Below are 19890 nucleotides of genomic sequence, written 5' to 3'. Positions count from 1 at the left end.
TAGGGTATCAGATGCTTTGAGTATGGTGTAATATGAATCACACAACTTGATCACCCAGTACCCCACACAGAAAGTTCCGCCATGTCACAGCAGCAGAACACCCCCGTGATCGTCGGGGGCAACCGCACCCCCTTTGCCAAAGCGGGCACGGCCTACGCCGGCTCGTCGACAAGCGACCTGCTCACCGCAGCCATCGACGGGCTTGTCGCGCGCTTCGGGCTGGCCGGCGAGCGTATCGACGAAGTCGCCGGCGGCGCCGTGCTCAAACACTCGAAGGACTACAACCTCACCCGCGAAGCCGTCCTAGGCACCGCGCTGGACCCGCACACCCCCGCCGTGGACATGGGCCAGGCGTGCGCGACCAGCCTGCAAACCACCGTGTACCTGGCCAACAAAATCCGGCTGGGCCAGGCGCGCACCGGTATCGCAGCCGGGGTGGATGCGGCCTCGGATGCCCCGATGGCGGTGTCCGACGGGCTGCGCCGCGCCCTGCTTAGCTTCAGCCACGCCAAGACCACGCAGGACAAACTCAAAGCGCTCAGCGCCTTGCGCCCCGGGCACCTCGCGCCGAAGCCGCCGCAGGTGGCTGAACCACGCACCGGCAAATCCATGGGGCTGTCCCAGGCCGACACCACCGCCGCCCTGCAGATCACACGCGAGGCCCAGGACGAACTGGCCCTGGCCAGCCACCAGCGCCTGGCCGCCACCTGGGACTCCGGGTTTTTTGATGACCTGGTCACCCCCTACCGCGGGCTCACGCGCGACAATATCCTGCGCCCGGACACCTCCCTGGACAAACTTGCCAGCCTACCACCCGTCTTCGGCGACACCATGACCGCCGGCAACTCCACCGCGCTCACCGACGGCGCCGCGTCTGTCTTGCTTGCCGACGAAGCGCTGGCCCGCGAACGTGGCTGGCAACCCTGGGCGCGTTTCGTGGACGCCCAGGTGGCCGCGGTGGATTTCGTGAACGGCGACCCGCGTACCGACGGCCTGCTCATGGCCCCCGTCCACGCTCTGCCGGTGCTGCTGGAACGCAACGGGCTCAACCCCGATGACGTGGCCGTCTACGAATTCCACGAGGCCTTCGCGGCCACCGTCTTAAGCCACATCAAGGCCCTGGACACCAAGGGCATCACCATCGATCCTGACCGAATCAACCCCGACGGCTCCTCCCTGGCAGCCGGCCACCCGTTCGCGGCCACCGGCGCGCGCATCGTGGCCAGCCTGGCCAAGCGCCTGCACTCCATGGGTCCCGGTACCCGTGGCGTGATCTCTATCTGCGCTGCTGGTGGCCAGGGCACCGTCGCACTTTTGGAGGCAACAGCATGAACATCCTAGAAACCATCCTCACCTCTGGCCCGGGCCGCCTGGCCACCAAACAGCTGGGCTTAAGCGACCCGCCGAAGCTGCGCCGCGGCGACATCCTGCCCGCCGGCAGGGTGGTCCTGGCGGCCACCGGCGCATCGACTTTAGGCGCGAGCACGCTCGAGCTCGCAGGCATTACGCCCATCGATCCGCTTTACGACGAACCCTCCACCCGCACCACCGGCGAAGACGGCAAGGTCAAGGTGACAAGCTATGACACCCGCCCCGGCGTAATCGTTGTGGATGCCACCGACATAGTGGCCCTCGATGACCTGGAGAAGATCCGCAGTGTGCTGCGCCCGGCCATGCGTGACCTGGAGAAGTCGGGCCGCGTCATCCTCCTGGGACCCGCCCCCGATGACACCGACGGGCACGAGGCGCGCGCGGTGGCAGAGGCCCTCGACGGGCTGATGCGCACCGTAGGCAAGGAGCTGCGCGCGGGTTCCACCGCCAACCTGATCCGCGTGCGCGCAGGTGCCACGGAAGAAGATCTGCTGTCTACCATGAACTTCCTGATCAGTGGTCGCTCGGCGTTCGTCTCGGGCCAGACATGGGAGGTTGGCCCGGCGCGCAGATCGTCCGATGCAGATGGGCCACAGCCTTTTACAGACCGCATCGTGGTGGTCACCGGCGCCGCCCGCGGGATCGGTGAGGCCATCGCACGCACCTTCGCCCGCGACGGCGCCACCGTGGTGGCCGTGGACCTGCCCGCAGCCGGCGAGGCACTGGCCAAAGTCGCCGTAGAGATTGGGGGCTCTGCCCTGCAGTTGGACATCACGGAAGCAGGGGCCGCTTCGTCGATAAGCAACCATATCCGCAGCGTGCACGGCGATGACGCGCGCCTGTGGGCAATCGTGCACAACGCCGGCATCACTCGCGACAAGCAGCTGGCCAACCTGGACGAAAAGCGGTGGAAGCAGGTGATCGATATCAACCTCAAGGCCGAGATGACCATCAATGAGGACCTGCTGCACGGCGACCTGCCAGGTGGATTCGCAGGCGGTGGCCGGATCATCGGCATCGCCTCTACCAGCGGTATTGCCGGGCAGAAGGGCCAGACCAACTATGCGGCAAGTAAGGCCGGGGTGATCGGCTACACCCACTCCCTGGCCGCTACTCTGGCTGAATCGGACCAGGGCGACTTCACCGCCAACGCCGTGGCCCCCGGGTTCATCGAAACGGAAATGACCGCCGCGATCCCCTATGTCAGCCGCGAGATCTTCCGACGCACCAACAGCCTGGGCCAGGGTGGCCGGCCGGTGGATGTGGCGGAGACCATCGCGTACCTTGCCCGGCCGTCCTCTGGCGGCGTAAATGGGCAGGTAGTGCGCGTGTGCGGACAAAACCTGATCGGTAAGTAAGGAGACAGCAATGTCGAACTCACTGAAGAAATTCGCAGGCCAGGCAAGGTTTTTCGCCACCGCCCTGCGCCCGACCGCCAGCCGCAAACCCGCCTGGTCCGGCGCACCCGTCGCCGGTTCGCGGGTGGCTGACTTCACCCAAGACAAGGAACACTTAGCCGCCTACCAGGACTTATGCGGATTTTCCCGCAGCCAGTACGTGCCCGCCACCTGGCTGCACGTGCAGACCTTCCCGCTGCAAACGGAGATCATGTCCAGCCGCGACTGGCCCTTCCCCGTCCTGGGCACGGTGCACGTGGCGAACCAGATGCGATATTTCCGGCCGGTGCATATCGACGAAAAACTCAACATCTGTGTGCAGGTCGGGCAGTTATACCCCCACGCCAAAGGCACCATCGCCACCCTGGCCGCAACGATCGAAACCGGCCGCGAACTGGTGTGGGCGGGACGCTCCGACTACCTAATCCCCGGCTATGAAATCCCCGGCCAGCACGAAAAGGTGACCCGGGAGGAGCTCCCGGAGGCCGAACCCACCACCCGCCTAGAGGTGGGGGCAGACCTCGGCCGCAAGTACGCCGAGGTGTCTGGCGATTACAACCCGATCCACCTCAGCGCCGCCAGCGCCAAACTATTCGGGTTCAAGTCCGCCATCGCGCACGGCATGTGGACCCACGCCTGGGCGTTGGCGCAGCACGGCGAACATGGTGAGGAGCTGCCGGAGGCCTTTGAAACCCGCGTGCAGTTCACCAAGCCGGTCATGTTGCCGTCCGCGGTGAACTTTGCGCAGGACACCGCAGACGACATGGCCCGTTATGGCGTCCTGCGCGACGACGGCACCCCGCACCTAGCCGGCCACATCCGGCCACTGGCTCCGGAGGAACTGGGGCGCCCCGCTTAAAGGCTAGACTGGGAGCGTTCACCTCGGCCGCGCTGAAAGGACCTCCATGTCGGACATGCCGGAGCACACCCGCAACGTCGGCGACTTCGCCCGCCTCGACGTCGATCGCGTCCGCCGCCGCGGCTACCCCGAGGCCATCTACTGCGAGGGAAAAACCATTGCCCAGGTAGAGGCCATCGCGGGTGTGCTTGACGACGAGCACCCCACCCTGTTCACCCGCATCTCCCCCCAGCAGGCCGAGGCCGTTCTTGCTGTATTGCCGGACGCGCTTTACGACGAGGTAGCCCGCATGGTGGTGTGGCCGCCGCAGGAACCGGAGGTCTCTGGCGTGTCGGTGCTGGTGGTCTGCGCTGGGACGTCTGATCTGCCAGTCGCGCGCGAAGCCATGCTCACAGCCCGCTACCTGGGACGATCGGTAGACCTGCTTGCCGATGTTGGCGTGGCCGGCATCCACCGCCTCCTCGAACACGAAGAGGCGTTGCATGAAGCCGGAGTGATCATCGTGGTCGCCGGGATGGACGGTGCCCTGCCCTCTGTGGTGGGTGGACTGGTGGCAGCCCCCGTGGTCGCAGTGCCCACCTCTGTTGGTTATGGCGCTGGCGCCGGTGGCATCGCTCCCCTACTAACCATGTTGAACTCCTGCGCACCCGGTGTGGGCGTAGTCAATATTGATAACGGCTACGGTGCCGGGCACTTGGCCGCCCAGATCGCGGCGCGGTAGCTCGTCGGCCCAATGTATTACACTTGCACCTGAAACACTACTACAGTTACAAGGGCAATATTGGTACGGGAAGGAGCAACCGGTGACCACACAGGCGGTGCCTACGATCGAGCTCACCGACACAATCCAGGAGCAGGCTGAGCAGGTAGTCTCTCGCAATCAAACTGCCAGTGAGCTGATCGAGGATTCTATTCCACGCGAACTCGCCGATCTCATCAACGCGGTACTACACGCGGCAGCCAACGGAGAAACAATCACTATTTCTCGGCTGCCGGAGGTCCTCACAACAACAGAGGCGGCCCGTCAGCTTGGGATTTCTCGCCCTACTTTGATGAAGAAAATCAAGAATGGTGAAATTGACTCTTTCAAAGTCGGCACCCACACGCGCCTCAAGGCGGAAGCTGTTTTTGAATACCGCAAGAAGCGCTACGCGGACGCTAAGAAGGCATTTGAAGAAATGCGCGAACTAGACGAGGAAATCTTTGACTAGCTCTAAAGGCTCTAGCGTTAGCACGATAGGTGCACAGAACTCTAGGGCTTAGAGTTCAAGACCGACAAGACTGAAGTGCAGTCTGTTTTTGTTAGCACCTCGTTTACCCTGCTGGTGGATTGAATATGGTCAGCCAATGGTGGCAGCAGCATGCGGGCAATGGTGACGGTAGCGTTCTGAGCCTTGATCACTTCGTTAAGCCTTTTACCAGTAAATAATGGCTCGTGATGAGAGGCTCGGTTTCGGACTCGAAGAATAAGCTTGAGCAAACCATCCACCTGCTTACGGTCAGTTCCAGTGGGATAAGCATGATGGAGATAGTCTACCCACAGGCTTTTTCATGTGCTGCATCAGTGAGATGACACCAAAACCCAAGATTCAGCTCTGCGATGACCTGACCTGGTGTGGGATGCTCGCGGCGGGTAAGTCTCTTTGCCTCACGGATTTTCCGCCGATTAATATCATTGAGGTCGCTCTCCTTACCTTTGCGAGAGCGTATTAAGGGCTTCATTACCGGTGAATTATCATCGAACAGCCAATGGTCATCGCCGTCAAAGTTAGAGGAAATTGTCTGGTCGTAGGTGTTGCGGATACCAACTTCGATATGAGCGATATCATGCATGATCGCGCTTGCTAATTACAGAGTCCATTCATAAAGCTTAAGCGCTTTCTGGCTGTCTGAATCACATGCCTGCAGGTAAGGGGTCCATCGTGGTTCTGAAAGCCATGAGGCTATCCAATCGCTACCAGGCATTGGTGTACTCGCTTTAAATTGGCCAGCAACATCAATGCCCCGGCGAGAATATCTATCGGTAGTTTTCCGTCAGATAGCGCTCCACCGAGGCTTCAATATGAGCGTAACATAACTCCTTTATACTTGTCTAGCGCTTGCGACATGTTAGCCCGCATTTCGACGGTGGCGCAGCTAAAAGCTGACCGTCGTGGTGTACGAGTCAATTTCGCAACGTAACTCAAGGCCCTCTGGCTAGATCCCCTCTTGAGGTTCACCGGCGCGTGAGAATCCGGAGCGCAGAATCATTAGCGAACACTTTCGTTCTTCCGGCCTTGTGCTCCGATAAAACCTCGGCATCGACAAGCTGGCCAAGCCAAGCCGACGCGGTTTGGCGTTTGGCTAAACCTGCCGCTTCCACATCTGCAATGCGAACATAAGGTTTAACAAACAGAAGATGGGCAAGCTCAGCCCCGGCGGAAATACTTAACTCCCTTATCTTCTCAGCAGTCGCTTCCTGCGCTAAACGGAGATCATTAATCATCGTGGTTGCTTCCACCGCAGCCACCCGAACACCCCGAACCATGAATAAGATCCAGTCTTCCCACTGGCCTTCAGCAGTGACGCCACGCAGCAACCGAAAGTAATCGGACTTACTGTCCACAATATAGCCAGACAAGTACAACACTGGGAGACGAAGTACTTCCTGCTGAATAAGCAGGAGAACATTCAAGATCCGGCCCGTCCGCCCGTTGCCGTCATAGAAAGGATGGATCGCCTCAAACTGATAATGAGTAGCAGCCATCAGAACCAAAGGGTCAAGTCCATGATCTGAATAAATGAACTCTTCCCAGGCTGACAAGTGCGCCTCGATAATCTGCTTACCCTCCGGCGGCGTATATAGCCGTCGGCGGGTTCGCGGATCCCCGATAAATGTTCCAGGAGTTGAGCGAATCTGGGCAGGCTGGCCGTTCAGAATGCTGCAGACTCTCACCGCAGTTTTCTCCGATACAGGTCTTGCCTCTAGTGATTCAACCCCTGCAGATAGCGCATTTTTGTACCTTAGTGCTTCTTTTGTTGCTGGGGATGGAGTGCGATCAACTTCCCACTGAGCTTTGAAAAGCTCGTCGTAGGTAGTGACAATATTTTCAATCTCTGTGGATGCCTGTGCCTCACGTAAAGGAATCGTTGACGTGATGACGTCTGGGTTGGGGATAAGGTCACACGCGGTATTTAACGAAGCTAAAGTTCCGCGCGCCTCAATAACCTCCTTCAACACCCGCGTTGTTTCTAAAGCTTTCGCTGGGGGAAGTGGCGGCAAGTCATTAAACGGAATGTCCGGGGAGTATGAGCTGTGCGCGGTCATGTACACAGAATAAACATATCGTGGCGACGTGTCGATTTTCTCAGGTTAAATCGACACGTCGGTCAATGCCCAGCATCACTGCGATGCTCGGCGCAGCACTTCTTTGACCGGCAACCCCAATGCCTCCGCGGCGGCAACAGCGTCGTCGAACTCAGGCTGACGGGTCATCACCACTCCCCCGCGCGTACCAACCTTCACTCGCACCTCATGGCCTTCGACATCCACGCTCTCCCAATGCCGATCCAGCCCCTCGCGCTCCACAGTCCAGGACCGCACACCAAACGTGGTGGTGTGGGCAAACAAAATCTCCTTGGCCGCGGCTGGATCGTCGGTAAGCACGTGGACCGTGTGCGCTGATCTACCCTTTTTCATCACGATCGGGGTGAGCCACGCATCACGGGCCCCAGCGTGCAGAAGCTTATCGACGACTACCGGCCAGATCCGCGGATCGAGATCATCAACATTGGCCTCTAGCTGGACGAGCTGGCCGGTGTCCGGATTCGACGCAGCTGCTGTAGCATCCTGCAATAAAACAAGGCGCACGACATTGGGGCGACCTGGAGTGTCCTTGGTGCCCGCACCGATTCCGACTGTCTCCACGACACCATCCGGCAACGGACCAAAAGATGTGGCGAAGTGTTTCACCAGAGCGATACCGGTGGGGGTAGCCAACTCTCCCGGTTCGGCGTGCTCATGTCCGCTGCCACCATGATCATGAGCGTGCGAATGAGCGTGCGAATGATCATGCCCACCCCCGCGCAGGATCTCGCCCGAGCGGGTTGGGATGCCACGAGCCAACTCCGCTACCGCGGGAACCGGTACGGGGATATCACCATGGGCTGCGCTGATGCGTCCGAATCCGAGCGCCACTGGCGACGCCGTTACGTGCCACGCCTCGAGCAGCCGCATTCCTTCGCACACGCCCACCACGTCGGCGATGGAATCCCAGGCACCGACTTCGTGGAAGTGGATGGTGTCTGGTTCGACACCGTGCACCTTTGCTTCGGCAGCAGCAATCGATTCGAATACGGCCAGTGCATTGGTGCGGGTGTCGTCGTGAAGCGAAGCCTGCTGAAGCATCCCCCGGATCTCGCGCCAGGTGCGGTGGGGGTGATCATCGATAAGCACCTCAACGTGCACTTTCATGCCGCGCTGCCCGGCGCGCGTGACCTGCTCGGACCGCAAGACGACGGTGTCCGGCAGTACGGTGTCGATGGCGTGTTGCAGTTCGGCGAGATCAACGCCGGCATCGACAAGGGCCCCGAGTAGCATGTCGCCGGCGACCCCGGCGGTAGCATCAATCCACATCATGGTTCAAGCTTAGCTGGGGTGAAGTAAAGAAAAATCTCGTGCACCGCGGAGGCGATGTCACGAGACTTTGTGTTTGTGTGCGGTTTCCGAAACCTGTTCAATTGAGTTGTTCCGCGAGCATATCCCGAGGGTTTCGTTCCAGATTCCCGAGACTTTTGGTGGGTGATCGCAGATCGCTGTTGCAGCCGAAGAAGGCTTCCATAGGGGGCGTCAGAGCCGTCTATTCTCCGTCGCCCTGTAGGTTTATCTAGGCTGAATCCCTGCTCAAGGCCGCTAAATCGACATAGAAAGAAGTTTTCCCGAGACTTTTTAGCAATGCCTAACGCCGGGATCGGAATTTTCGATCCCGGCGTTAGTCATTCGGTGCTAAGTACGCGGTGGGATTGTGACCGGGCGACGCCCCAAGTCCTCCTCGATGTGCGCCCACCGGCGTTTGATCGACGAGGTTCTTCTCTTGCGGCGGCGCGAATGACTATCCTGAATCGCGCGGTTTGTTGATGCGACCCACAATGCCACCAGGATGGCGATTCCGGGTTCCCGCCGTCCCGACCAGTGCAAATCAGAAATTCCTGCGACGTGCACGCTCTTCATCACCGAAAAGCGCTGCTCGGTTAAAGCACGCGCCGCCTCGAAATAAGTCGCGTGCTCCCACGAACCAGGGGTCATGCCCCACGTTGCCATTCGCCACTGGTCACGCGAGTACTCCACTGTGACCTGTGATTTTGCACAGCATCGGAAATCCTCAGCGTTCCACGACGGGGTGACCGTCGGGGTTTCTGGGCCTGCCACCATCGAGGCCGGTTTCAGCGGGCAACGGACTCGCCCCTGCACGGCAGGACACACAAGGTCGATGCGGGCAGTCGGTCTCGCGCTGTCGGAGTCTTTACGGGGCCGCCCTTGTGGTCGTGCTCTATAGGGACGAGAGTTCGTCCCCATCAGCATCGGCAGGAGTGCTTCCAGCCGGCGGTCGTGCCGTTCGAACCCATCATCATCGTCTAATATGTCGACGGTTTTTCGGACCAACCTCGTCGTGCCCGTAGCGATTCGTGCTGCGGCTGGACAATAGAAGTCTCCGGCGATCTGCACCGGGCCGGCTGGCACCCCTCGAAATGTGTGCTCGTCGCCCGCGCTCGCCCAGACGGCGCGCCAGGACCGGGGATAGCGCACCACCGGCGAGTACCCAAGGTCCAGGCACGCGTCATTAAAACCCCTCTTCTGGTTGTAGCCCATATCGACTGTCAGGTAGGGCAGTCGCCCGCGGGTGCCCTTACGGTTGTCAAACCCGTGCTGCTGGTGAGCCTGAATCGCCCGGGTCGCTCCCTCGATGGATGCCGAGGTCGGTTTGTGGATGGCGATCCCGGTGATCACCGGGGCCACACCGTAGAGGTCCTCGACGTCACCGATACGAGTTACTGCAGTGATTCCGATCCCGAACGCCGCCTTCTTTACTGTCTTGACCGGCTGACCTGCAGTATTGATCGAATTATCTTCACGATCGCGTACATAGTACGCCCCCATGTATGCCGCGGCGCGGAATTTGTTATCGCGAGAGCCCAGGCCGTCGGACTGGCCCGCAAGATCAACGACTGTCTCGTCGATGACGATATCTCCGCGTGCGCCGGCGGGGTGTGTTTCGTCGACAGATGCTGCGACCAGCAAATTCACGACGGCATGGAGGCGATCGGCAGCCAGATGGACGGCCGCGCTGACCTCGGGCGTCCTGGAGCCGACGTGTCGTCGGTGCTCCGCGTTGGTCACGCGGCGAGCCGGCAGGTCGAAGCCCGGATCAACCACACGCAGTCGACGCGCGATCCAGTTGTAGAAGGCCTTGTCCGACGCGGTCCGGACCTCGGCGTTCATCCCCAGGCGCTCCAGCTGGTCAACCGTCAGCTCGCGGATCACCCGATAGGCCTCGGCGTCGGAGGCAGCACGCGGAATCGCCATCAGTGCAGCTTTTACCGTGAGATACCCAAGCATCGAGAACCTGTACTCGGATACGCGACCTCCCCGACCTCGTGATTCTTCAAAATATTGGTCCAGAAGCTCCGCGGCTCCGGAACGCTCGACCCACTGTGCCTTCTGCTCTAGGACCTCAGGGTGGATGGTGTAGGCGCACGCCTTGTCAGCAATCACATCGTCACCTCGTCAGCGTCAAGAAGCATTTCTGCCAGATCGGCAGCTGAGAGTGCCGGTAGGAGTGCTGCCTGATCTGCCAGCACCCGGAGATCTCCGATCCCGGCAAGCTTCAACAGCGCCGCGGTGCTCACACCCGGCGTTGCGGCGAGGTCGAGGATCCAGCGGTTGCGCAAGCTGACCGCGTCGAGTCCGGCGAACCCGTACTCCCGCAGGCGGTCGTTGAGCCTGGATACCGCGTTTTTCGAGACCACCCCGTTGACCGTCAGCGGGTACAACGTTCCGGTCCCAACCTCCCGGGCACGCATCTGGAGACGGTGGCCTTTCCGCGGGTCCGTCACCGGCACCACCCGATCGATGACGCCGGCCTTGCGTACCTTGACAGTGACCACCTCCTGGCCTGACCCGAGAGAGACCGTCGAGATGTCACCACCGGTCGCCTCGCGGACCTCGCTGGACCGCAGACCCGCACCAGTGATCAGATCGAGCACCAGCAGCAGCCGCGGTCGCAGCACATCGGGGACCAGGGTCGCCTCCTCATACAGGCGCTGCGCGGTTCCTGGAGGACACGCCGGCGTCGCCCTTCCACGTGGCGCGAGCACCGCTCTCGGTGCAGGGAATTCGCGCGGGTACAGCACCCGCCCCGCGTCATACAGGATCGACCGGTACGTCCGTACGCTGCGCAACGAGAATTGATTCGACTGATATAACCAATGATCGACATGTGCGCGGGTCAGGGCACGTTCCTCGTCGACCACACCGTCAATGACCGCCTCATCGTACAAAAACCGCGCGATGACGCGGACGGCTTTCAGGTCCGGCGTCGCTGCCGAGACCTTGGTGTGGGCGCGGACCAACGCAGCACGCTCCACCGCTTGCGTACGCAGTGGGCCTGCGGGTTTCGCCAGGGACACCTGGCGCAGCCGCTCGAAACGCTCGAGATCCGGCAGCGTACGACGGGTCAGCTTGCGCACCCGCGACGGGGCACTTTCAGAATGCAGCGTCGCAACCGGCACCGAACCGGCCGCCGGGGAAGCCGCGAGCATCCTCTTGTGGCGCCCCACCTAGATCACCGCCCCAACACGACGGTCAGCGACAGGGTTGCCAACTTTTTTCAGGCATGACAAAATAGACACATCTCCTTTAATGGACAATTGATGGGAGTTTCTGGGAGAGCGATCCGGCACGATCGTTCGTCCCTGCGAGGCGTTTCTTGGCTGAAGCGCCTCGCTCTTTTTCTGCGGCAGGTCATTGGTCCGCTCCGCCCCGATGGGGGTCGTTCAGATTTGCAGTACCTGCACTCGGCGCACGAGGCTGAGGACCGGCACGCGTCCGGGCGCGCACCGCCTCGGCCAGAACCTGGCGAATATAGACATTGCGCGACTGCTCCCGCTCACGCGCGCGCAGGGTAATCTCCCGCGCCAGTGAGGCAGACACGCGCACCTCGATACGCACCATCGCGTCGACGGCGACCTCGCGAGCACGCCGCGGGCCGTACAAACCACCGGGAATCTCCACCATCAGGCCATCCTTCCTCGGGTCCAGCAACGAGACCACCGACGGTCGGTGACCTCCGCCGCAGATTTCTCCACGACAGTGAGCATCCGGATCTGCCGGATACCCACTCACGTCCGCTGGCCCCGAGTGGGCCGCGCTTTCCCAGGATTCAAGTTTCCTAGTCACGCAGTGATGTGATACCGAAATCGTAGCGGAAAGGTTCCGGAATGACAAGCCTGTAACTTACTTCGACGCAGCGCAACGACATAATTCCCTGAATCGCTCAATCGTTCGCTAAATGATTGTGCGCCTCATTGGCGGAACACGCCAGGAAAGATAGCGTTGATCCTTGCAGGAACCCGCACAATCGTTTCGAACATGTGGGCCCGCAATGGCACGGATCGTCGCATGCACGCTGTCGGCACCCGCGAGACGGATGCGCGAGGTTGATTGGCACGCGGCCGCACGAACAGGCTTCAGCGCCGTGGTGCCAACCGGTTAGGATGTACACGTGTGGGAAAGCATTGCTGCAGGAACGATCTCCGGCGTCATCGCCGGTCTTATCGTTGCAGCCGCTCTGGGTGTGTTGAACCAGTGGAATCGTCCGCGGTTTCAGCTACGGCAGGTCGCTCCGAACACGGCCGTGCTGACCTACTCGCGGTGGCCCCCTGTTGTCATCGGCGGCAGTTACGCCTTGGAACGAGGGTCGGTCTTGTCAACAGCGGAGGGCTTCCGGGCGGGGACGGGCGGAATCTACCTGGTCGGCCCCAGTGAAACAGTTCTCCGCACCGACGCGGGCCTCGGTGAGCTCAATGTGGGAGAAGTCGTTGACATCAGTTATCGATTCGCCCCGTGGTTTCCCCTTGACCGGTCCAAGCGCATGATGCGGGCCGTCTCCTGGGAAGTCGACCCATTTGACACCCAGCCACGCTGGTGGAGGTGGTGGGGCTGGAAACGGTACACACTCGTGTTGCATCCGTCATAGCTTTCCTCTCTCCGCAGCCGATGACGTGCGCCCCCCGGCCCCCGACCCCCCTTTCACGGATCTCCCGGCAACGGACCCATGTCCTTGATGAGCCGCTCAATGAGTCGTTCGCGTTCCTGCAGATTCTGAGCAGGGATCGTCGGCATGTGCAGTTGTGTGAGCGGATCCTGGTCGGCACGATGAGCCACGCACCAGTTGGCCCACTCATCATCCGGTGAACCCGGTTCGATCTGCCCATCCCGCTGCGCTTGAGCCAGGGCATCAACATAGGTTTGAACATCGAGGAACCGTCTGTACTCCTCGGCACGCTCACGCATGACCTCACGACGGACGTTATCTGCATGGATCAGATCAGCAGCGGGTTCAACCTCCGCCCGCCTACGGGCATGTTCCGCTTCTCGACGCTGCCCCAACACTCGTTTGCGCTTCACCCACGGTTCCTTGGCCGCCCACTCCGCGAACACCGTCGGCAGGCGGTTCTCGACGGTCGAGCGCCCCGATTCCGAGTCCTGGACAATCACCGAGTACGGCCTGGTGATGATCAGTCGACCCGTCGGAAGGTACTCATATGTGTGCGAGTAGTAACCCCAGCGCTTCTTGTGCTCGAGATCCTCCTTGGAGGGCTCTTGTTCGCGACGTCGATGCTTCTCGTATGCCTGAATCTCATGGGATTCGGCGTTGGTTACGATGCGGACCGTACACCGCTGTTTATGAAGCGTCGTCGCAGCCTTGTAGTCGATGGCACCACGGCGTTCCGGCTCACCAATGGTGACTTTCCAGCCACGGGCCTCCGCCTCAGTGAACATGGCATGGAGCACTCGCTTGGCCCTTGTCACCGTTGCTGTACTGAAACCTCGGGAGCCTTCGACCACTGCCGCGACCGCGGGATGATACTTCACTCTGGTGGCGTCGACGACCTCCCGGGGAGTCCTGGTCAGCCACCTATCCTTCGGGACCAGCGCCACGGAAATAGTCTCGCGGTAGTCGTTCCACGAGCCACCACGGTGATGGGAAATCGTCACTCGGTCTGACCCCAGCAGGTCCTCGGCTTTGGCCAATCGGCGGGCTCGGGCCCTCCAATCCACGTCCGGAGAATCTGCAGGAAGGTCGGCCAGAATGTGGAACTCATCGGCTACCAACAGGTCGTACAGCTCACGGACGTCGTCATCCGGCACCTGTGGCGCCGGCTCGGGTGCAGGTGCCATCTTCTCTGAGACAGGGACGACTGACGTTTGATGGTTTACCGTGACCTTATTGCCCCTGGATGTGGCTGAATGAGATCCTGGTTTCCGTGGCTTGCCAGCCGTAACCTCTGCACCGTGAGCAAACTGATCACGCCCCTTGTCCGTAATGCACGCAGTCCAGGTGGGCCCATGACCAGAGACTTTCACCAGGTCGTAGGCTTCCATCATCCGTGCCGACTGCTTGTAGTACGAGTCCGGCCATCCTTTGTCGGGGCATCCCTGACTAATCCAGTCCAGCACTTCAAGCTGCCGTTGATTTAACCGCTTCTTCGCCACAACTCCATTCTCCCCTCGGAGTTGCGTTTAGACTCCGCTCGCTCAGTGCTACACGATGCGTGAGTTCTTGCCGGCGCATCGGGACATCGACTCGTAGCCGCCTAATAAATCGCGGAAGTCCCTGCGATGCAGAAACGGGGGTGGTTAAAGACCACCCCTGTTTACCGCCAGAAAATCGCATCGAGCTGGGCAATTGAAGGTACATGACGCTAGATTCTGAGATATCACCTCGAACAAATTAGACTCAAAAACAACAGTCCCTCTGTAAAGCCTCTCCATGGAAGCGCAACCAGAGGTCCTTAAATTTTTCCGGTCTTAGGGCTTTCAGAACATTGACTTCAATACCTTTTCTCGAAACTACCGACGCAAAAATTGCCTACCTCGTAGATGAGAAAAAGTACTTCTCTGGGGATCAGTTCGACGACGACGTGCGCAAGTCGTTGGAACGCCTGAACTTCCACTTCTTCCTCGGCTATGCCAGAAACGTCGACAAGCTTCGCAAGAGTGGATTGACCAACGCCGACGCAGACCCGAGGCACGTCTTCGAGCTGGTTGAGCTTGACCGGCAAGTGTCCTCGCTGCTGTTCGAGTTTATCCATGCAGCTGAGCTCAACCTTCGCCGCTTGGCCGTCAAACACTTCTGCCGCAACGGAACACCGACCAGTTATCTAGACGAGAGTCGATACCTCGTTTCATCCCAGGAGTTTCAACCCCGCGATATTGTGGAGGGAATCCTCAAAGAGGTTTTTCGATACGGCGAGGACTACACCGTCAAACGTCTTGAGGAGGAGGCGGACAAACGTAGGATCGATAAACCTAGGAAAGTTCACAACGGAAACTACGATCTCTGCCTCGACCTAGCTAAAGACCTTCCGCTTTGGTCGGTCATCGATTGCTTCTCGCTGGGGCAGCTCGGGAAGTTTATTATGTCGTGCGACGGGGACCTTCCACACAAGCAAAAGACGTGGCTTCAAGTTGCCGAAGAACTTGGCATGAAGGCAGGCGTGTTCTCCGCTGGAATCGAATCACTATCTGTGACGAGAAACCTGGTGTGTCACCACGCACGGCTCTGGATGAGGCCTGCCAATAACTCTCCCAAGAAACCGAGGGTCTTCGATAAACAACTCAGAGGCATCGATCCAAAATCGCAGTTCTTCGCTTTCGCAAATATCGCCCATTTTCAGCCAGATGCCACGGCAGGACGAGAGGCGCTAGCACGAATCCTCGACTTGACGCAACAGAACGAGCTGTACTTCTACGGCGTTACGCAAACCTCCCACAAGCCGAGAAACTGACAAGCCCCGCCGACAATACGTTCTCAGTCCCTTGTCTCATAAGACCGGTTTTCACCAACTACCGCATCGCGAACTAACGGTAGGTGGTGGCGACCAGCCGGTACGCTTCTTCCGCACTTGACGCTTCACGAATAGCCTGAGTATTCGTAGGTGTGAAGGCCACCCAATCGTGCGGTTGGGGGCCAGCGATATTGCCTGCGGGGGCCGGCGGCCGTAGGGGTGGGGGCCACCGGCCGGCGCTGGGGGTTCGTTCCTATTGGTTCATCGTGATGTGCTCCCGCATGTTGTGGGTGCCGGTGTCGACCCAGATCGTGTTGTGGACGATCCGGTCCATGATCGCATCCGCATGCACCCCGGACCCGAGCCTCTGATGCCAGTCCTTCTTGGCGTACTGGGTGCAGAACACCGTCGACGCGGAGTCGTAGCGGCGTTCCAGCAGCTCCAGCAGCATGCTGCGCATGGCCTCATCCGGATGATCCAGCAGCCATTCGTCGATCACCAGGACCGTGAACGCGGCGTACTTCTTCAAAAACTTCGTCGTCCCCTGCGGCTTGTCCCGTGCTGTGGCCCAGGCTTCCTGAAGATCCGGCATCCGGATGTAGTGCGCCCGGTACCGGTGCTGGCAGGCCTGCTTCGCCAGCGCGCACCCCAGGTAGGATTTCCCGGAACCGGTGAATCCCTGGAACACGACGTTCTGGTGGCGTTCGATGAACCCGCAGGTCGCCAAGGTGGCCAGCAGGTTGCGATCCAGTCCGCGTTGCTCGACCAGGTCGTTCCGGCGCAGGTCAGCTGCCGGGTAACGCAGGCCGGCCCGGCGGATCAGCCCGTCGACCTTGCCGTGGGTGAAGGTGGCATACGCCTCATCGACGATCAGGTGCAGCCGTTGCTCGAACCCCATCCCCAGGACCAGGTTCTCGTCTTCAGCGTCGATGGCCTCCAGCAGCGCGGTCGCGCCCATGTCGCGCAGCTTGCGTTTGGTTTCCATGTCGATGCCGCTCACTGGTCTCCTCCTGCGTAATAGTCCGCACCGCGGACGAATCCGCCTTCTTCGACCGGTTCCTCCCGGGGTGGGCGCTGCCGGGCGGCCTGGTCCTGCCCGGTGGCCAGGATCGGGTGCAGATGCACATAGCGCGGGAACCGGACATGCCCGGCCAGGGCGATCCGGCAGGCGGCCTCGACCCGCTCGGCGGAATACCGCCGCGTCAGCCGCAGGACCGCCAGGGCGGCGTTCAGGCCCTGCTCGTCGACGTCCACCGATTCGAAGATCCGGTTGACCACCACCGTCGCAGACGGGCCGACGCGGCCGGCCCACTCTCGTACACGCGGGGCGTCCCACGGCTGGTAGCGCTCACCGGCGGGTAGGTCAGCATCGTTGGTGCGGTACTCGTTGGCCGAACCCGCAGGAAGCAGCAGGTGACTGCTCAACCGCTGCTGTCCGGAGTAGACCTGCAGGACCCGGTCGGTGATCCGCAGATCCACACCCGTGCCGATATGGGTGACCGGTACGGAGTAGAAGTTCTTCTCCCACACCACATGCCCGTTGCGCTGGACTCTACGACCGTAGACCCACCGGCTGATCTCATAGGCGACCTGCGGCAGCGGCGTCAGCAGTGGTTGTTCCTCTGCTATGAACACGCTGGCCCGGGAGCCGGCCCGTTTCTGGAAGTCCTCCTGGTTGTAGGCGGTGACCTGATCGGTGACCGCGGCGCTCAGCTCCGGAAGCGACGTGAAGCGTCGGTCGCGTAGCCGCGCGATGACTCGCATCGCGACATGCCAGACGGTGTTCTCCACGCTCGGCTTGTCCTTGGCCTTGCGAACCCGCCCCGGCAACACCGCCGCCGAGTAGTGTGTGGCCATTTCCCGGTAGGCGTCGTTGAGGACGATCTCACCGTCGCGGGGGTGCTTGATCACTCCGGTCTTGAGGTTGTCGGGCACGATCCGCGGCACCGATCCGCCGAAGGCCTCGAACATCGCGACATGAGCCCGCAACCACGATTCCTGCGTCATGTCCAGACTCGGGTAGACGAACGAGTAGCGGCTGAAGGGAAGACATCCGACGAACAGGTACACCGGCCTCGGGGTGGCGTTGCTGAGTGCGCGTAGTTGGTAGGGGTGTTCCGGGGACTTGGTCGGGGTGGTATTCCGGGTTGTTGGTAGGGCCAGCCCGCCGTGGTGTTGTGGGGGGCTGGCGGTGCGGTTAGTCGTCGGCGGTGTTACGGATGGCTGCTAGGTGTTGGCGCATGTCGAAGTCGCCGATTTCTATGTGGCGTCCGCTGCTGATCCTGCTGACGAGTGAGTCGGCTCCGACGCGGTTAGGCAAGATTTTCAGCCAGTAACCTGCGCTTGATTGTGATGAGATGATGGTCGGGAGTCGGCCTTCTCGATCGAATATGATCTTGGTCAGGTCGTCTTGGCCTCGGGAGTCTATTTCTAGGGTGAGGAAGTCGTCGATGATGAGGACATCGACGTTCGTGATCTTCTTCATCTCTTCTTCGTAGGACTCGTCCGTGGGCAAGAAGGCCGCTAGCTTGGAGACCAGTTGATCAAGACTGAAGTACAACACCGAGTACCCGGCTTGACACGCGGCGATACCGATCGCGCAGGCGATGTAGGTTTTGCCTGTTCCTGCAGGTGCGAGTAGGTGCAGATTGGTAGGGGTTTCCCGCCAGTTAGTTTTGGCGATGCGTGTCAGCTGCCTGATGTCGATTCCACGTCCTTCGGGATCGGTGATTTCAGCAAGGCGGGCGTGCGGGTAGCGGAATCGTGCCTGGGTGATGGCTTTGGCAATGTTGCGTTCACTACGGCGCTGCGCCAGGATATCGGCAGCGGCTAAGAAAATGTCCTCGGGTAGTGCCTTGGCGAAGTCGTCGCTGGCGACAAGGTCGAAGTAGACCTCAGCAAAAGTTGATAACCGCAGGCTGCGTAGTTTCGCCCAGGTGGTGTCATCAAGGTCAATCATGGTCATCTACTTCTCCTTTCCTTTCGTGAAGTGGTCAGCTGATCGGATGAACACTTCTGATTCCAGCCCGGTCAAGTCAATGGGTCCACGGTCACGGTGATCAGGAGCTACTGATGTGGTGGGCGGTCGTGGTTGATGTTGGATTGCACTCGCTGGATGACAGATCGTGCCGGGGCGAGTTGTTTATCCAGGATGTACTGGCAGGCTGGTTCCAAGGTGGTGCCGTTGTGGCGTTTGCCTAGTGACGTAAGAATCAGACTTGCTTGTTTCATCCCTTTCGGTACGGCCTTGTCATACCGGTCGAGTACCTGGGCGATGACCTTCATGGTTGCGGTGCCATAGGACGACGCCCAGGAGAGCAACTCGTCGCGGGTGTAGGCCTTCGACGTCGACGAACCATCTGGACTATGGGCCGGATCGGACGAGTAGCGGTAGCGAAACCCGTGCAACCTGGGATGCTCGGCGACGAGTTGATCGTTGTAGAAGATACTGACAACCGATTGGGTCAGGCGAGCGCGGACTGTTTTGCCGACCAGGGTAAACGGCACGGAGTAATACTGGTAGTCACACGTGACGTGCCAGGACCGGTCGACCTTCAGGCTACGCCACAACACTTCCGTAAAAGGGTCATCAGGCAGTGGGCGCATCACGGGGCGTTCATCAGCGTCGAAGAGTTCCCGACGGGTCAGCCCATCGGTACGCGGGCGTACCTCGTTGATGTCGTCGACGCGGTCGGTGATCGCCTCATTCAGCTCGTTAAGACTGTAGAAGCGCTGATTGTCGAAATAGCCCAGGATCAGCGAATACACGGTCTGCACAGCACGTTCAACGGCAGCTTTATCACGGGGCTTGGCTGGCCTGGTCGGCACGATCAAGATGTCGTAGTAGGCCGCGAAGTCCGCATAGCGGTTGGTGATCGCCCGGTACGAGGACTTCTTGCTCGGCCGATACGTTGCCGTTGACGCGTTATCCGGCACGATAATCGAGCGTGTCAAGTTGTTTGTGTGTGGGGCGTGATTATTAGAGGTAGGGCTCGAAGCGGTCAGGGTAAGCCACAGACATCTGGTTGATGGCCTGCTTCCAGTTCGTCNCCCGCCTGCCCTCGATCAGCCGGCCGCTGGTCGCCGCGACCCGTTTGCCCTGCTTAGCGCGCTTGGCGGCCCGTTTGTCCTCAATGTTGCAGATCATCAACCACAAGGTTTTGATCGCAGACTCATCGTTGGTGAACTGCACCCGATTCCGGGTGGCTTTACGTA

General features: G+C 60.3%; 17 protein-coding genes and 2 pseudogenes. 7 read left to right on the top strand and 12 right to left on the bottom strand.

The genetic code is table 11. The features are described 5' to 3' along the window. Positions 1–81 precede the first annotated feature (81 nt). The 5 genes from B097_RS0110125 (at position 82) to B097_RS0110105 (ending at position 4838) form a co-directional block, all read left to right on the top strand. Complete coding sequence (locus tag B097_RS0110125; protein ID WP_018582413.1) at positions 82–1332, top strand: acetyl-CoA C-acetyltransferase; 1251 nt, start codon at positions 82–84, stop codon at positions 1330–1332. Continuing rightward, entirely contained in the window at positions 1329–2729 is a 1401-nt protein-coding gene (locus B097_RS0110120; protein ID WP_018582412.1) for a 3-oxoacyl-ACP reductase, read from the top strand. The genes B097_RS0110125 and B097_RS0110120 overlap by 4 nt, the downstream gene beginning before the upstream one ends. Before the next feature lie 10 nt (positions 2730–2739). Further along, positions 2740–3627, top strand: a complete 888-nt coding sequence (locus B097_RS0110115) for a MaoC family dehydratase (RefSeq protein ID WP_018582411.1) — start codon at positions 2740–2742, stop codon at positions 3625–3627. Positions 3628–3682: 55 nt separating this feature from the next. Continuing rightward, positions 3683–4348: a nickel pincer cofactor biosynthesis protein LarB gene (larB, locus tag B097_RS0110110; protein ID WP_172463368.1), complete on the top strand. Its 666-nt coding sequence runs from the start codon at positions 3683–3685 to the stop codon at positions 4346–4348. Positions 4349–4430: 82 nt separating this feature from the next. Continuing rightward, a complete protein-coding gene (locus tag B097_RS0110105; RefSeq protein WP_018582409.1) occupies positions 4431–4838 on the top strand; it encodes an excisionase family DNA-binding protein in 408 nt (135 codons plus the stop codon). 322 nt (positions 4839–5160) lie between these two features. Here the strand turns inward: B097_RS0110105 and B097_RS13355 are convergent, their stop codons facing one another. The 6 genes from B097_RS13355 to B097_RS0110075 all read right to left on the bottom strand — a co-directional run bounded on the left by B097_RS13355 (position 5161) and on the right by B097_RS0110075 (position 11899). Then, positions 5161–5460, bottom strand: coding sequence for a hypothetical protein (locus B097_RS13355; protein WP_202593336.1), 300 nt, complete (start codon positions 5458–5460; stop codon positions 5161–5163). Between the two features lie 382 nt (positions 5461–5842). After that, on the bottom strand, positions 5843–6934 hold the full coding sequence (locus tag B097_RS0110095) for a Fic family protein (RefSeq protein WP_048402848.1): 1092 nt from the start codon (positions 6932–6934) through the stop codon (positions 5843–5845). A 75-nt stretch (positions 6935–7009) separates the two neighbouring features. Further along, positions 7010–8245 carry a nickel pincer cofactor biosynthesis protein LarC gene (gene larC / locus B097_RS0110090; protein ID WP_018582406.1) on the bottom strand — a complete coding sequence of 412 codons (1236 nt, stop codon included), beginning with the start codon at positions 8243–8245 and terminating at the stop codon, positions 7010–7012. A gap of 366 nt (positions 8246–8611) precedes the next feature. Further along, positions 8612–10378 (bottom strand): hypothetical protein, encoded by a 1767-nt coding sequence (locus B097_RS0110085; protein WP_018582405.1) that lies wholly within the window; start codon positions 10376–10378, stop codon positions 8612–8614. After that, positions 10375–11292: a hypothetical protein gene (locus B097_RS12885; RefSeq protein ID WP_147287099.1), complete on the bottom strand. Its 918-nt coding sequence runs from the start codon at positions 11290–11292 to the stop codon at positions 10375–10377. The genes B097_RS0110085 and B097_RS12885 overlap by 4 nt, the downstream gene beginning before the upstream one ends. A 334-nt stretch (positions 11293–11626) precedes the next feature. After that, the gene (locus B097_RS0110075; RefSeq protein WP_018582403.1) at positions 11627–11899 is read right to left on the bottom strand and encodes a ribbon-helix-helix protein, CopG family; all 273 of its coding nucleotides are present in this window, start codon (positions 11897–11899) and stop codon (positions 11627–11629) included. A 487-nt stretch (positions 11900–12386) separates the two neighbouring features. Here B097_RS0110075 and B097_RS0110070 point away from each other — a divergent pair, with 487 nt between their 5' ends. Continuing rightward, positions 12387–12860, top strand: a complete 474-nt coding sequence (locus B097_RS0110070) for a hypothetical protein (RefSeq protein ID WP_018582402.1) — start codon at positions 12387–12389, stop codon at positions 12858–12860. A 53-nt stretch (positions 12861–12913) separates the two neighbouring features. Here the strand turns inward: B097_RS0110070 and B097_RS0110065 are convergent, their stop codons facing one another. Next, positions 12914–14065: a hypothetical protein gene (locus tag B097_RS0110065; protein ID WP_147287095.1), complete on the bottom strand. Its 1152-nt coding sequence runs from the start codon at positions 14063–14065 to the stop codon at positions 12914–12916. A 647-nt stretch (positions 14066–14712) separates the two neighbouring features. Between B097_RS0110065 and B097_RS0110060 the strand changes: the two genes are divergently transcribed. Then, on the top strand, positions 14713–15675 hold the full coding sequence (locus B097_RS0110060) for an Abi family protein (RefSeq protein ID WP_018582400.1): 963 nt from the start codon (positions 14713–14715) through the stop codon (positions 15673–15675). 253 nt (positions 15676–15928) lie between these two features. Here B097_RS0110060 and B097_RS0110055 read toward each other — a convergent pair whose 3' ends face one another. The 5 genes and pseudogenes from B097_RS0110055 to B097_RS12875 all read right to left on the bottom strand — a co-directional run. Then, positions 15929–16675 carry an ATP-binding protein gene (locus tag B097_RS0110055; protein ID WP_018582399.1) on the bottom strand — a complete coding sequence of 249 codons (747 nt, stop codon included), beginning with the start codon at positions 16673–16675 and terminating at the stop codon, positions 15929–15931. Continuing rightward, a pseudogene (locus B097_RS0110050) lies at positions 16672–17745 on the bottom strand (Mu transposase domain-containing protein); the annotation flags it as partial. The gene B097_RS0110055 and the pseudogene B097_RS0110050, both read right to left, overlap by 4 nt. Before the next feature lie 127 nt (positions 17746–17872). Further along, positions 17873–18640, bottom strand: coding sequence for an ATP-binding protein (locus B097_RS0110045; RefSeq protein ID WP_018582397.1), 768 nt, complete (start codon positions 18638–18640; stop codon positions 17873–17875). 101 nt (positions 18641–18741) lie between these two features. Next, a complete protein-coding gene (locus B097_RS12880; RefSeq protein WP_018582396.1) occupies positions 18742–19629 on the bottom strand; it encodes a Mu transposase domain-containing protein in 888 nt (295 codons plus the stop codon). Between the two features lie 25 nt (positions 19630–19654). Beyond that, positions 19655–19890: pseudogene (locus B097_RS12875) on the bottom strand (IS256 family transposase); the annotation flags it as partial.

The organism is Corynebacterium pilosum DSM 20521 = CIP 103422, assembly GCF_000373805.1.
Taxonomy (GTDB): Bacteria; Actinomycetota; Actinomycetes; order Mycobacteriales; family Mycobacteriaceae; genus Corynebacterium; species Corynebacterium pilosum.
The sequence above is the reverse complement of the archived record's forward strand: the minus strand, read 5'-3'. Positions and strand labels throughout refer to the sequence as shown.